11 protein-coding genes are annotated in these 13459 nt (G+C 70.6%); 8 read left to right on the top strand and 3 right to left on the bottom strand.

Going from position 1 to position 13459, the window contains the following annotated elements:
* Positions 1 to 2: 2 nt before the first annotated feature.
* On the bottom strand, positions 3 to 953 hold the full coding sequence (locus VFQ84_RS12725; RefSeq protein WP_325132010.1) for a class I SAM-dependent methyltransferase: 951 nt from the start codon (positions 951 to 953) through the stop codon (positions 3 to 5).
* Positions 954 to 1074: 121 nt separating this feature from the next.
* On the opposite strand from VFQ84_RS12725, the gene VFQ84_RS12720 reads away from it, so the two are divergent.
* From VFQ84_RS12720 to VFQ84_RS12705, 4 genes are all read left to right on the top strand, one after another.
* Positions 1075 to 1551, top strand: coding sequence for a hypothetical protein (locus VFQ84_RS12720; protein WP_325132009.1), 477 nt, complete (start codon positions 1075 to 1077; stop codon positions 1549 to 1551).
* A gap of 4 nt (positions 1552 to 1555) precedes the next feature.
* Entirely contained in the window at positions 1556 to 3424 is a 1869-nt protein-coding gene (locus VFQ84_RS12715; protein ID WP_325132008.1) for a tetratricopeptide repeat protein, read from the top strand.
* Between the two features lie 63 nt (positions 3425 to 3487).
* Entirely contained in the window at positions 3488 to 4753 is a 1266-nt protein-coding gene (locus VFQ84_RS12710; RefSeq protein ID WP_325132007.1) for an aspartyl/asparaginyl beta-hydroxylase domain-containing protein, read from the top strand.
* A gap of 25 nt (positions 4754 to 4778) precedes the next feature.
* A complete protein-coding gene (locus tag VFQ84_RS12705) occupies positions 4779 to 6377 on the top strand; it encodes a sulfotransferase (protein WP_325132006.1) in 1599 nt (532 codons plus the stop codon).
* 269 nt (positions 6378 to 6646) lie between these two features.
* Here VFQ84_RS12705 and VFQ84_RS12700 read toward each other — a convergent pair whose 3' ends face one another.
* Both VFQ84_RS12700 and VFQ84_RS12695 read right to left on the bottom strand, forming a co-directional pair.
* A complete protein-coding gene (locus VFQ84_RS12700; protein WP_325132005.1) occupies positions 6647 to 9523 on the bottom strand; it encodes a TonB-dependent receptor domain-containing protein in 2877 nt (958 codons plus the stop codon).
* A gap of 365 nt (positions 9524 to 9888) precedes the next feature.
* On the bottom strand, positions 9889 to 11367 hold the full coding sequence (locus VFQ84_RS12695; protein ID WP_325132004.1) for a M20 family metallopeptidase: 1479 nt from the start codon (positions 11365 to 11367) through the stop codon (positions 9889 to 9891).
* Between the two features lie 224 nt (positions 11368 to 11591).
* On the opposite strand from VFQ84_RS12695, the gene VFQ84_RS12690 reads away from it, so the two are divergent.
* The 4 genes from VFQ84_RS12690 to VFQ84_RS12675 form a co-directional block, all read left to right on the top strand.
* A complete protein-coding gene (locus tag VFQ84_RS12690; RefSeq protein WP_325132003.1) occupies positions 11592 to 11930 on the top strand; it encodes a helix-hairpin-helix domain-containing protein in 339 nt (112 codons plus the stop codon).
* Positions 11931 to 11995: 65 nt separating this feature from the next.
* Positions 11996 to 12520 carry an REP-associated tyrosine transposase gene (locus tag VFQ84_RS12685; RefSeq protein WP_325132002.1) on the top strand — a complete coding sequence of 175 codons (525 nt, stop codon included), beginning with the start codon at positions 11996 to 11998 and terminating at the stop codon, positions 12518 to 12520.
* 35 nt (positions 12521 to 12555) lie between these two features.
* Positions 12556 to 13020 carry an SET domain-containing protein gene (locus tag VFQ84_RS12680; RefSeq protein WP_325132001.1) on the top strand — a complete coding sequence of 155 codons (465 nt, stop codon included), beginning with the start codon at positions 12556 to 12558 and terminating at the stop codon, positions 13018 to 13020.
* On the top strand, positions 13020 to 13459 hold a 440-nt coding region (locus VFQ84_RS12675), incomplete at its 3' end, for a HutD family protein (RefSeq protein ID WP_325132000.1). The genes VFQ84_RS12680 and VFQ84_RS12675, both read left to right, overlap by 1 nt.

The following is a 13459-nucleotide window of genomic DNA, read 5'->3' as shown; positions in this document are numbered from 1 at the left end:
GATCAGGGGCGATGCAGCCGCAGCTGCCCGCCCACGAGGTTGTCGCCCGCGTGGTACTGCGGCAGGCGTTCGATCAGGGTGAAGCCGGCGGCCGCGGCCTCGGCCTGCAGTTCGTCCATGCGCGCTTCGGAGCAGGCGTGTTCGACCAGGTCGTTGAGCCGTCGGGCCGAGGCGCGCAGGTCGGCCTCGGCGCGGTCCACCTCGGCGCCGACGGTGGCGGCCGGGGACTGGCGGCGGGCGGCGAGCAGCCTCTGCACGGCGTCGAGCGCGACGTCGAGCACGCGGCCACCGCCGGCGTGGCGGGCCTGCGGGATCGCCTGCTTGATCGCCTGGATGGCGGCGCGCAGTTCCTGCGTGGCGTGGTCGGTGCTGCCCGGCGTCACCTGCTCCATCGTCACCAGCTTGTGCAGGCGGCGGAAGAGCTTGGTTTCCTTGAGCACCAGGTCGCAGTCGGCCAGCGACTGGCGGGCGCTGCGGATGAGCACGGCGTCGGGGTGGTGGAGGATGAACTGGGCGTCGCCGCCGGGCTTGAGCACGCGGAAGACTTCGGCCAGCGCCGCCGGCGTGCGGGTGAACTCCAGCGCGTACATGCCGGTGACCGCATCGAAGCGCGCGTCCTCGAACGGCAGCTTCTCGGCCGGCACGCCGGGGTGGAAGGTGATGCCCTCGAAGCGCTGCGCGCCATCGGCCACGTCGCGCACCGGGTCGATCCGGGCCAGGTCGACGCCGTGGATGTCCCAGGCGTAGCCCTGTGCCTGGGCCGCCTGGCGGGCGATCAGCGGCACCGCGCCGTTGCCGGTACCGATGTCGAGCACGCTGGCCGACGCCTTGAGCGTGGAGAAGAACTCCACCCAGGCGGCGCGCAGTTCAAGGTCGTAGCCGCCATCGGGGCCGGCCGGCCCGGTGACGATGGCGCCGCCGCGATAGAAGGTCTCCCACTGGTCCAGGCTCAAACTTGTGCACTCCTTGGAAACCGGGGAATATTATCACGATCCATTCACGGCTAATCCCGCGCCCGCCCTGCGCCGGCGCGACGTTCCGCCGTCCCCGTGGACCTTTCCGCAAGGAGTCATCGTGAATTCCGCCAAGCCCCTTTCCTTCGCCGCCGCGCTGCTGTTGCTCGCGTCCTCGGCGTTCGCCCAGGCCCCGGCCCATCCCTGCGCCGCCACCGAAGATCCCGAGGCGCGCCTGGCCTGCTACGACGAGGCCTTCCCGCCGGTGGCGTCCGCCACCGACCTGGACCAGCAGCGCCGTGAGCAGGCGCGCCGCGACTTCGGCCTCAGCACCGTGCAGAAGCGCGAGATGGCGTCCGAGGAAGCGGGTGACGGCACACCCGAGCGGATCGAGGCGGCGATCGCCAGCGTCAGCCAGCGCGCCAACGGCCAGCGCCTGGTGACGCTGGAGAACGAGCAGATCTGGCTGGTCACCGAAACCACCGACAAGGGCATGCTCAAGCCCGGCGACAAGGTCGTCGTCCGTCGTGGCGTCATCGGCAATTACCTGATGCGCACGCCGGGTCGCGTCACCCTGCGCGTGCGCCGGGTGCTCTGAGCCCATGACCACGGCAACGGCGCCGCAGGCGCTCACCACGGCCGAGGCCAAGCAGTGCGAGACCGCGGCCGGCCTGCTGCGCGAGGGCAAGGTCAAGGACGCCCTGCGTATCGTCGAAGGCGTGCTGGCGACGGTCCCGCGCTCCCCGGATGCACACCAGCTCCTGGCGATGTGCCAGTCCGAGGCCGGCGAGCCTGCGCTGGCCGAGCGCAGCTTCCGGCGCGCGCTCGAACTGGCGCCGGACCAGCCGCTGCTGCTGGTCAACCTGGCGACCCTGCTGCGCAAGCTGGGGCGTGTGCCCGAGGCGCTGTCGCTCTACCAGCGCGCCACCGAGGTCGCGCCGGGGTTCGGCAAGGCCTGGCTGGAATTCGGCAACACGCTGTTCGACCTGGGCCTGGCCGACAAGGCGGTGCCGGCGCTCGAGCGCGCGGTGCAGGTGCAGCCCGATTCGGTGATGGCCTGGAGCGTGCTGGGCAGCGCCTACCGCCTGGTCGAGCAGTGGGAGTCGGCCGAGGCCGCCTTCCTCAAGGCGCTGAAGCTGGCGCCGGGCTACAGCGCGGGCTGGCTCAACCTCGGCGCCGTGATGCGCCTGCGCGGGCGGGCCGACGAGGCCCTGGCTTGCTTCGAACGCGCGGCGGTCGCGGGCTACGCGGGCCCCGAGCTGGGGGACGCGATGACGGGCGCCCTGCTCGACGAGGGCCGGCCCGACAAGGCCCTCGAGCAGGCGATCCGCCTGACCGAGGCGCATCCCGGTTACGTGCCGGGCCACGTCACGCTGGCCAACCTGCTGTGGGAGTACGGACCGCGGCTCGCGCCGGCGCGTGACGCCATCGAAGGCTTCCGCGGCGCGGTGCAGGCCCGGCCGGCCGACCATGCGCTGACGCACGAGTTCGCCCGATTCCTGATGGCCGCGCGGCGCTCGGAAGAGGCGCTGGACGTGATCCGCCAGCTGCGCGTGAAAACCGACGCACCGGGCCTGGCCCTGATGGAGGCGCAGGCCCTGGACGACCTGGGCTATCCCGGCCAGGCCCGGGCCGCCTATGAAGCGATGGCGCGCGGGCCGCTGGCCACGCTGCCGTTCTTCCTCAACGCCTACACCCGCCACCTGCTGCGCGCCGGCGAGTTCCAGGCCGCGGCCGACCGCGCCGCCGAAGCCACCCGCGTCGCGCCGCTGCACCAGGAAGGCTGGGCCTACCTCGGCACGGCCTGGCGCCTGCTGGGCGACGAGCGCGAGCACTGGCTCTGCGACTACGAGCGCCTGGTGGCCAACCTGCGGATCGAGGCGCCGGCGGGCTACGCCGGGCTCGACGCGTTCCTGGGTGCGCTGCGCGATCGGCTCGACGCGATGCACCAGGCCGGCCGCGAGCCGGTACAGCAGAGCCTGCGCGGCGGTTCGCAGACCCCGGGCCGCCTGTTCGGCCGTCCCGACCCGGTCATCGAGGCGCTGCAGCGAGCGATCGAGCAGGCCATCGAGGGCTGGCTGCCGACCCTGCCGGGCGATGCCAACCATCCCTTCCTCTCGCGCAAGGCCAACCGCATGCGCATGAGCGGCTCGTGGTCGGTGAAGCTGTGGTCGTCCGGCCAGCACGTCAACCACATCCACCCCGAGGGCTGGATGAGTTCGGCCTTCTACGTGTCGCTGCCGCCGTCGGTGCGCCAGCCGGCGGGCGACAGCCAGGCCGGCCACCTGCAGTTCGGCCAGCCGCCGTCCGAGCTGGGGCTGTCGCTGCCGCCGCGCCGCGTGCTGCGGCCGGCGCCGGGCCACCTGGCACTGTTCCCGTCCTACCTGTGGCACGGCACCGTGCCGTTCGAGGACGCGCAGCCGCGGATGACGGTCGCCTTCGACATGGTGCCGGTGCCGCCGGCCGGCTGACGGCCGGCTTCGCGGTATCCTTGCAGGCTTGGAAGCAGGCACGTCGACCTGCCGGGAGCCGTCATGAGCGAAGCGATCAAAGCCTTGGTGCAGGCTGCCGGCGCGGCTGCCAACCAGGGGCGCTGGAGCGAGGCCGAACCGCTCTGGCGCAAGGTGCTGGCGATCGACCCGCGCCATCCGCAGGCGCTCTACAGCCTGGGCGTGCACGCCTTCAAGCGCGGCCAGCTGGCGGAAGCCCACGGCCTGCTGCAGGCCGCGCATGCATCGGCGCCCGGCGAGCCCGCGGTCGCGATCTCGCTGGCCGTGGTGCTTCGGGAAATGGGCGACGCCGCGGGTGAGCTGCGCGCCATCGAGGCCTCGCTGGTCGCCGACCCGTATTTCCTGCCCGGCCTGCTGGCCAAGGCGGCGTACCTGCAGCGGCTGGGCAAGCTGCGCGCCGCGGCCATGGTCTATCGCAATGCGCTCAAGGTGGTGCCGCAGGAGACGCAGTGGCCGCCTTCGCTGCGCCCGCAGCTGCTGCAGGGTCGTGAACTGGTGGAGCGGGTGGGGCGCGAGATGGCCGCCTTCCTGTCCGAGCGCATCGGCGCCCGCGCCGCGGCGCTGACGCCATCCGAGGCCGAGCGCTGGCGCGAGGCCGGCGCCGTGCTCAGCGGGCAATCGACGGTCTACCCGTCCGTGTGCAGCCGGCTGCAGGTGCCGCGCCTGCCGGCGATCCCGTTCTTCGATCGCGCCGACTTCGCGTGGGTGCCCGAGGTGGAGTCGCGCACCGAGGCGATCATCGCCGAGATGCGGGCCGCGATGAGCGAGGACCAGGCCGGCTTCCGGCCCTACATCGCCTACGAGGCCGGCGTGCCCGTCAACCAGTGGCACGAGCTCAACCATTCCAAGCGCTGGAGCAGCTATTTCCTCTGGCAGCACGCCCAGCCGATCCACGAGCACCTGGCGCGCTGCCCGGAGACGGCGCGCGCGCTGGAGGCCGTGGAGATGGCCGACATCGGCGGGCTGTGCCCCAACGCGATGTTCTCGGCGCTGGCGCCGCATACCCACATCCCGCCGCACCACGGCGAAACCAACGCCCGGCTGGTGGTGCACCTGCCGCTGGTGGTGCCCGACCACTGCCTCTACCGGGTGGGCCACGAGCGCCGGCGCTGGACCGTGGGCGAGCTGCTGATCTTCGACGACAGCATCGAGCACGAGGCCCGCAACGACAGCGACGAGCTGCGCGTGGTGCTGATCTTCGACGTCTGGAACCCGCTGCTGTCGATGGCCGAACGCGACATGGTGCGCGTGCTGTCGGCGGCCTCGGCCGAGTTCCAGCTGCAGGCGTGACATCCGGATACCCCAGGAGTTGATGATGGAAAAGACAGGGACGCAGGACGCCGGCGCGGCGACCGACCAGGCGGTGGAGCAGGGCTTCATGCTGCTGCAGCAGGGCAAGGTGGCCGAGGCGACCCAGCTGTGCCGGCCGCTGGTGCTGGCGCATCCGGCGCATCCGCGGGTGCTGATGCTGGCCTGCGAGGTCAGGCTGGCCAACGGCGACCTCGCCGGTGCCATCGAAGCCGCCGACGCGGCCATGGCCGCACAGCCCGGCAACGCCGCGCTGATGCTCAAGAAGGCGCACGTGCTGGTGCTGTTGCGCGAACGCACCGAGGCCCGGCGCCTGGCGGCCGAGGCCGCGGCCCTGGCGTCCGGCGACGGCCGGAGCCAGTGGGCGGCGGGCAAGGTCTTCGCCAACTGCGGCGATGCGGCGGGCGCCTGCCCTTACTTCGAGGCGGCACTGGCGGCCGGCCTGGGCCATTGGGCCCTGCACTTCGACCTGGCCAGCGCGCAGTTCTTCGCGGGGCGGTTCGAGGCGGCGGAGCAGCAGCTGGCCCAGGTGCTGGCGCAGGTGCCCGGCCACGGCCAGGCGATGTACCTGCGCTCGATCCTGAAGCGCCAGACCGAGGAGGACAACCACGTGGCCGACCTGCAGGCCCGGCTCAAGGGTCGGCTGGCGAGGCCGGCGGATGCCGCCGCGGGCCTGTTCGCGCTGGCCAAGGAGCATGAAGACCTGGGCCAGGCCGAGGCCTCCTTCAAGGCCTTGTCCGAGGGCGCGGCGATCAAGCGCCGGACCCTGTCCTACGATGCCGCCGCCGAGCGCGCCGTCATCGACGGCCTGCGCGGGCTCTACACCGCCGAGTTCATGGCCCGGCCGACGCCGGGCCACGAGGAGGAGGGCGCGATCTTCATCGTCGGCATGCCGCGCACCGGCACCACGCTGGCCGAGCGGATGCTGGCCAGCCAGGGCGACGTGGGCTCGGCCGGCGAGCTGCTCGATTTCGGCCAGCTGCTGGCCATCGCCGCGCAGGACGCCCAGGCGGCCCAGCCGCACCTGTCGGTGGCCGAGGCTTCGCTGTCGATCGACTTCGCCGCGCTGGGCCGCAAGTACATGGCCGCGGCGCGCCAGGCGGCCCCCGGGCATCGCCATTTCATCGACAAGATGCCGATCAACTTCATGTACTGCGGCATGATCCGCAAGGCGCTGCCCAAGGCCCGGATCATCCACCTGGTCCGGGACCCGATGGACACCTGCTACGCGGTGTTCAAGACCCTGTTCTTCCAGGCCTATCCCTTCAGCTACGACCAGGCCGAGCTGGCCGAGTACTTCATCACCTACCGGCGCCTGATGCAGCACTGGCAGGCGGTGATGCCGGGCGGGATCCTGGACCTGCGCTACGAGGACCTGGTGACCGATACCGAGGCCCAGGCCCGCCGGATGCTCGACTTCTGCGGCCTGGACTGGAACCCGGCCGTGCTGGACCCGTCCGCGCACCCGGGCGCCATCGTCAGCGCCAGCGCCGCCCAGGTGCGCGAACCGGTGCACGCCGGCTCGGTGGGCAAGTGGCGCCGCTACGAAGCCGGTCTCAAGCCCCTGCACGACCGCCTCGCCGCGGAGGGCCTGCTGGCGCCCTGAGGTCCGGCTTATCCAGACAGGCCGCCAGGCCCGAAGCCCACGAAAAAGGGGTCAGGCACGTTTTCCGCTTGAAGCGGAAAACGTGCCTGACCTCTTTTTCGTGGGCGCCCGTGGCGCATCCGGAATCCGACGGCCTGGGCGTGCCGCATGGCGCTGCGGCGTGGCGCCGGTGCACGCATGGCGCCGAGCCACGGTCCCCGCCATCGGGAGAAGACCAAAAAAAAGCGGCGGGCCGAAGCCCGCCGCTCAAGGTGTTGCTTAAGTGTTGCTTAGAACTTGAACGACACCGAGGTGAAGAAGTAACGACCAGCCTGGTCGTAACCGCCCAGCGAGTTGCCGTTCAGCGGGGCCAGGGCGCCACCAACCAGCGGCGGCTCCTTGTCCGCGATGTTGTTCACGCCGACGGTGATCTCCGCGTACTCGCCGATGTAGGCCGAAGCCGACAGGTCGAAGTAGTTGTACGCGTCGATACCGCCGTTGGCGGCCGTCAGGGTGTCACCGGTGCCAACCGCGCCGCTCGTCAGGATGTAATCCATCGAGCCGTAGTAGCGCCAGCGCAGGTTCACGGTGTACCAGTCACGCGAGTAACGCACGTTCGCGATGTGGCGCCACTCGGGGGCCTGGCAGCTCGGGTTGATGTTGCCGGTGCAGTCGTAGGTCGCGGCCTCGTTCACGCCCGGGAGCGGGGTGACTTCCTGCTCGAGCAGGTAGCTGCCCTGCAGGGAGGTCGCGATGCGGCCGCCCAGGGCGTCGAAGCGGTAGTTGACGCCCAGGTCGATACCGCGGAACGAGCGCTCACCGAAGTTGTCGGTCAGGTTGCTGACGTAGCCCGAGGTGGCCGGGTCGCTGCCGCGCCAGAGGTCGCCACCGCCCGAACGGTTCACGCGGTCGCACAGGAACGGATCGCCCGTGATGCCGCAGAAGGTCAGGATGGTCGAGGCGCCGATGGTGCCGATCGCGTCTTCCAGGAAGATGTCGTAGTAGTCGACGCTGACCGTCAGGTTCTCGATCGGGGTGACGACCACACCGAAGGTGTAGGTGTCAGCCTGCTCGGGCTTCAGGTTCGGGTTGCCACCGACGAACTGGTTGTACTGGCCAGCCGAGTTGTCCGGCACCAGGCCGTAACGCGACGGGTCCAGGCCGGTGTTCTGGCACTGGGCGACGGTGAACGACGGCGTCGGGCCGGCGCACGGGTCGGAACCCGCCCACAGGGCGATCGACTGGGTCGCGAACAGCTCGTTGATGCCCGGGGCGCGGATCGCACGGTTGTAACCACCGCGGGCGCGGACCATGCCGAAGTCGGCGGCGAAGCCGAACTTGTAGGTGTCGGCCGTGCCGGCGCGGTCGTAGTCGGAGTAGCGGTAGCCGACGTCGAACGACAGGCTGTTGATGATGCCCACGTCGGCGAGGACCGGGATGATCGACTCCATGAAGACTTCGGACACCTTGGTGCTGCCGGTGACCGGGGTCGCCGGGCCGCCGGCACCGGCGAAGTTGCCGGCCTGGCTGTCGGAGTCAGCGTTGAAGTCGTAGGTCTCTTCGCGCCACTCGGTACCGATGACGAGCGAGATGTTCTCGCCGCCGGCGGACGGGAAGCCGAAGCCGATGTCGCCCGTGGCGTACGCGCTGAACTGCGTCATGCTGGTCGAGGTCTCGTAGATCGAGGTGCCGGCGAGGGCAGCCGCGGCCTCCGGGGTCACCGCGTTCGGCTCCCAGATGTTGTACGGGATGCAGCCCGTGAAGGCGCCGGCCGGGCAACCGAGGATGCCGTCGACGATGCGCTGGTTCAGGAAGTCGTTCAGGCCCTGGCTGTCGTCGCGGGTCTGGGCATACAGCACCGAAGCGTTGTAGGACCAGCTGTCGTTGATCGAGCCTTCCAGGCCGGCGAGGACGCGGAACGTGTTGGTCTCGTCGATGCGGATACGCGGGCCGCCTTCGACGTTGCGCTTGGCGACGTAGACGTCGAACGGCAGGGTCGGGTCGAGGCCGAGGTCACTGCAGAGGCTGCCGACCAGCGGGTTGGCGCAGTCCAGGCCCGGGACCAGGGTGAAGAACGCACCCGACTCGGCGATCTGCGAGGAGTCACCCTTGTTGACGTACATCAGTTCCATGTACGGACGGAAGTGTTCGTTGATCTCGTACTTGAGCGAGGCGCCGAAGGTGTAGCGCTCGTCCGGACGCTGGTAGTAGTTGATCGGGGCGAAGTTGTACGGCGCGCCGTACGAACCGGCCCAGCTGCCGTCCGGGTTCAGGGAGGTCGAGAAGCCGTCGTCGTAGATGCCGTCGCCGTCGGTGTCCTGGCCCACGTAGAAGTTGCCGGCCGCGTTGGTGGCCGAGCCGCCGCACGAGGTGCCCGACGCGCTCAGGGCGCAGGACGAGTAGTCGCGCTCACCCTGGAACAGCGGGTCGTTCTTGCGGTAGGTCAGCCAGGCGGTGGCATGGCCAGCGCCGTCGGCGAAGCTGCCGCCCATGGCGATGTCGACGTTCTTCGAGACGCCGTCGAAGCCGGAGTTGCCCGACGGGTAGTCGAAGTTGCGGGCGTCGAGCAGGCCCTGCATGTAGTTGTTGTCGTTCTTGTGCTGGTACGCGCTGTAGCCAGCGGTGATGCTGACGCCTTCGAACTCGGTGTCGAGCACGAAGTTGACCACGCCGGCGATGGCGTCGGAACCGTACACGGCCGAGGCGCCGCCGGTCAGGATGTCGACGCGGCTGACCAGGGCGGCCGGGATGATGGAGATGTCACGCACTTCGGCGGCACCCGGCGGCAGGCGGTTGCCGTTCACCAGGGTCAGGGTGCGCTGCGGGCCCAGGCCACGCAGGTCGATGGTCGGGTAACCGGTCGAACCGTTGTTGGCGAAGGAGTCGAAGTAGGTCGACAGCTGCGGGTACTGGTTGACGAGGTCGTCGACGCGGGTGGCGCCGGCGAACTGGAACTCGTCACGGTTGATCTCGACGACGGGCGACGAGGCGGTGACGGTCTGGCTCTGGATGCGGGTACCGGTGACGACGATCGCGTCAAGGGTAGCGGCTTCGTCCTCAGTGCCTTCGTCCTGGGCGATGGCGGCGCCAGTGCTCATGGCGGACGCGGCACCCACGACGAGCGCGAACTTGATCGCGTCGCGGAGCTTGGTGGTCTTCAAAGTCATCTCTACTCTCCAAGTGGTTCTAGATTTGGCATGGGAGCCCGCCGCCGATGTGAAGCCACACACCCCGGAAACCGGCAGAGCCGTCCGGACTATAAGCGGGCTGGGCGATTAATTAAAGTGTCGTTAAGGAAGCGATCCCCGGGGGCTTCACGGGGTTCATTGTCCCGAATGGGACGATCGGGGCGATTTTGTGAAGTACGTCCCAAAACAGGCCAGGGCGCGGCCCTTGCGGCCGTTCCGGCGGGGCCAGGCCCCGTCCGGCGGCGTGAAATCCGCCATCACGCCCCGGCAGGAGGGCCTTCAGGCCCGAAGCTTTTCGGCAAAGAGCTTCGGGCCTGAAGGCCCTCCTGTCAGGTGAGCCGGGCTCAGCAGCAGCCGTGGTCGCCGAACTGGGCGGCGCCGGCCTTCACGCCGACGCCCTGGGTCTGGCCCTGCTCGCTGGCGACGTAGTGCTCGGCGATCACCCGGGCCACGGCGGCGGTGACCCGCTTGCCGGTCGGGATGTGAAGGAACTCGTTCGGACCGTGGGCGTTGGAGTGCGGGCCCAGCACGCCGGTGATCATGAACTGGGCGCCCGGGAACTTCTCGCCCAGCATGCCCATGAAGGGAATGGTGCCGCCTTCGCCCATGTACATGGCCGGGGCGCCGAAGAACTCCTGGCTGGCGGTGTCGATCGCCTTCTCCAGCCACGGGGCCAGCAGCGGGGCGTTCCAGCCGGTGGAGGCCTTCTCCAGCTCGACCTCGACCCGGCAGCCGTTGGGCGGGTTGGCCTCGAGCACGCGCTTGAGGATTTCACCCGCCCGCTTGGGCTCGAGGGTCGGGGGCAGGCGCAGGCTCAGCTTCACCGCGGTGTGGGGGCGCAGCACGTTGCCGGCGCTCGACAGCGAGGGCAGGCCGTCCTGGCCGGTCACCGACAGGGCCGGGCGCCAGGTGCGGTTGAGCACCAGCTCGGCCAGGTCCGGGTTCATCGGGCGCATGCCGTCCAGGAACGGGAACTTGTCCCAGACCTCGCTGCCCAGCACCTCGGCGGCGCGGCGGGCCTGGGCGATGCGCTGCTCGGGGATGTCGACGTACAGGTCCTCGACCAGGATCTTGCCGGTGGCCTCGTCCTCGAGCCGCGACAGCAGCTGGCGCAGGATGCGGAAGCTGGAGGGGACGATGCCGCTGGCGTCGCCGCTGTGCACGCCCTCGCTGAGCACGCTGACCTTGAGGTTGCCGCCGGCCAGGCCGCGCAGCGAGGTGGTGCACCAGAGCTGGTCGTAGTTGGCGCAGCCCGAATCCAGGCACACCACCAGCGAGGGCTTGCCGATGCGGTCGGCCAGGTGGTCGACGTAGTAGGGCAGGTCGTAGCTGCCCGACTCCTCGCAGGCCTCGATCAGGATCACGCAGCGGGCATGCGGCTTGCCCTGCTCCTTCAGCGCGCGGATGGCGGTGAGCGAGCCGAACAGCGCGTAGCCGTCGTCGGCGCCGCCGCGGCCGTAGAGCTTGTCGCCCTTGATCACCGGCTTCCAGGGGCCGAGGTCGTCGGCCCAGCCGGTCATCTCCGGCTGCTTGTCCAGGTGGCCGTAGAGCAGCACGCAGTCGTCGCCCTCGCCGGGGACCTCGATGAAGATCAGCGGGGTGCGGCCCTCGAGCTCGACCACTTCCACGGTCATGCCGGCGATCGGCTGCGCCTTGGCCCAGCCGGCGAGCTGCTTCACGGCGTCGTCCATGTAGCCGTTCTCTTTCCACTGCGCGTCGAACATGGGCGACTTGTTCGGGATGCGGATGTACTCGACCAGCTGCGGGACGATGTCGCCGTCCCAGGCGTCGGCGATGAAGCGGTCGGTCTTGGCGGTGTCCATGGGCGTCCTTCTTCCAATGAGGCGATCCCCGATTTTACCCCCGATGGCGGGGCGGGCGCCCGGACGCGGTAGGAAAGCGCCGACGCGCCGTCCCGGGGTCTTCACAGGCCGGACGGCGGGAAACGGCGATGGGCCGGGGTGCCGCGCCTGCCGAGACTGGCGCTGCCGGTGCGGACTGCTCCGCGGCCGGCCAACCCGTCACCGACACCCCTGAGGATCACGCCATGCGCAAGTCCGTTTCCCTGCTCTCCACCCTGCTGCTGTCGGCCCTGATGGCCGGCGCGGCCCTCGCCGCCGACCAGGTGGACATCAACTCGGCCGATGCCGCCACCCTGGACCGCGTGCTCGACGGCGTCGGCCCCAGCAAGGCCGAGGCCATCGTCGCCCACCGCAAGCAGCACGGCGCTTTCCGCAGCGCCGACGAACTGGCCGAGGTCAAGGGCATCGGCCTGTCCACGGTCGAGCTCAACCGCGACCGGATCACGGTCGGGGCCGGTGCGGCCCGCGCCAAGGCGCCGCCGGCCGAGGCGGCGCCGAAGTCGCCGGCGCCCGTCGACGGCTGAGTGGCCGCGGCCCCGGGCCCGGCCACGGCCGGGCCCACGTCCCTTCGGCCCCAAGGAGGCCTTCGATGTCCGCGATCCTGCCGGCTTCGGCCCGGCCGTCCAGCGGCTACCGCGCCCGGCGGCTCGAGCGCCGCTCGGTCCCCGGGCGCACCTACGTGCTCACGGTCAACACCTTATATAAGCGTCCGGTATTCCGGGACGACGAGGCGGCCCGGGCGGTCTGCCGGGTGCACACCGCCGCCTGGCCCTGGCGCGACGCCAGCCTGCTGGCCTGGGTGCTGATGCCCGACCACTGGCACGGGCTGGTGACCCTGGGCGAACGGGACAGCCTGTCCACCCTGGTCGGGCGCTTCAAGCTCATCACCTCGCGGGCGGTCGAGGACCGGCACCGCGTGAATGGCTGGCTCTGGGGCCGCGGCTTTGCCGACCGGGTGCTTTCGCCCGAAGACGACCCGGTCGCGGTGGGCCGGCACCTGGTCGGCAACCCGGTGCGGTCGGGGCTGGTGCCGCGGCTGGCCGACTACGCTTACTGGAATGCCGCCTGGCTGCAGCCGGGCGACCTGCCGGACGAAGACGCGCCGTCGGGCTGAGTGGAGCGGGCGATGGCCTGCGCTAGACTTTGGCCATGATCCTTCCGCGCTACCGCATCGCGCCGTCCGCCATCCCCGGGGCCGGGCAGGGCCTGTTCCTGGAGGAGCCGGTCGCGGCCGGTCGCGTCGTGGTCGCGCCCGACGCGATCCCCGGGACGCAGCGCTGGGAAACCATCCGCGCCCGCGCCGATGCCGAGGCCGCGATGGCGGCGGCGGTGCGCTGGTTCGAGGACCAGTGCACGGTGTCGCTGGACTGGCCGGACGAGTGCTACGTCAACCACAGCTTCGCGCCGAACGGGCTGTGGCACCTGGGCTTCATCTTCGCGGCGCGGCCGCTGCAGCCGGGCGACGAACTCACCGTCGACTACCGGCACCTGCTGCCCGAGGGCGAGCAGGAAGCTTTCCGCGACGCCGCCAGCGGCGAGCCGATCGTCGGCTTCTCCTGGGCCGAGTCGCTGGCGCGCAGCACGCGCGAGCTGGCCGCGCTGCAGGCCGCCTGATGCGCCTGCAGCACCTGCCCGCGAACGAGTACCGGCGCGAGCGCTGGCGCAACGAGCGCGGCTGGACCCGCGAGATCCACCGCCACCCCGAGGGCGCGGCCGAGTGGCAGTGGCGCGCGTCGATCGCCGAGATCGACCAGGACGCGCCGTTTTCTTCGTTCCCGGGCTGCGACCGCGAGCTGGTGCTGCTGGCGGGCGAGGGCATGCACCTGCAGTTCGAGGACGGCGAGGGCGAACGCGTGCCGCTGATGCCGCCGCACGACCGCCTGCGCTTCGCCGGCGAGCGGGCGCTGCACGCCGAGCTGGCCAATGGCCCGACCCACGACTTCAACCTGATCTGGCGCCGCGACGCGATCGAGGCGACCTTGCTGCATCGCCCGCTGGTGGGCGCGATGGTCTTCTTCGCCGAGCCCGGCGTCACCTGGCTGGTGCACCTGCT

The organism is Arenimonas sp. (genome assembly GCF_035721105.1).
GTDB lineage: Bacteria > Pseudomonadota > Gammaproteobacteria > Xanthomonadales > Xanthomonadaceae > Arenimonas.
Note: the sequence above shows the minus strand (reverse complement) of the source record. Positions and strands in the feature narration are given on the sequence as shown.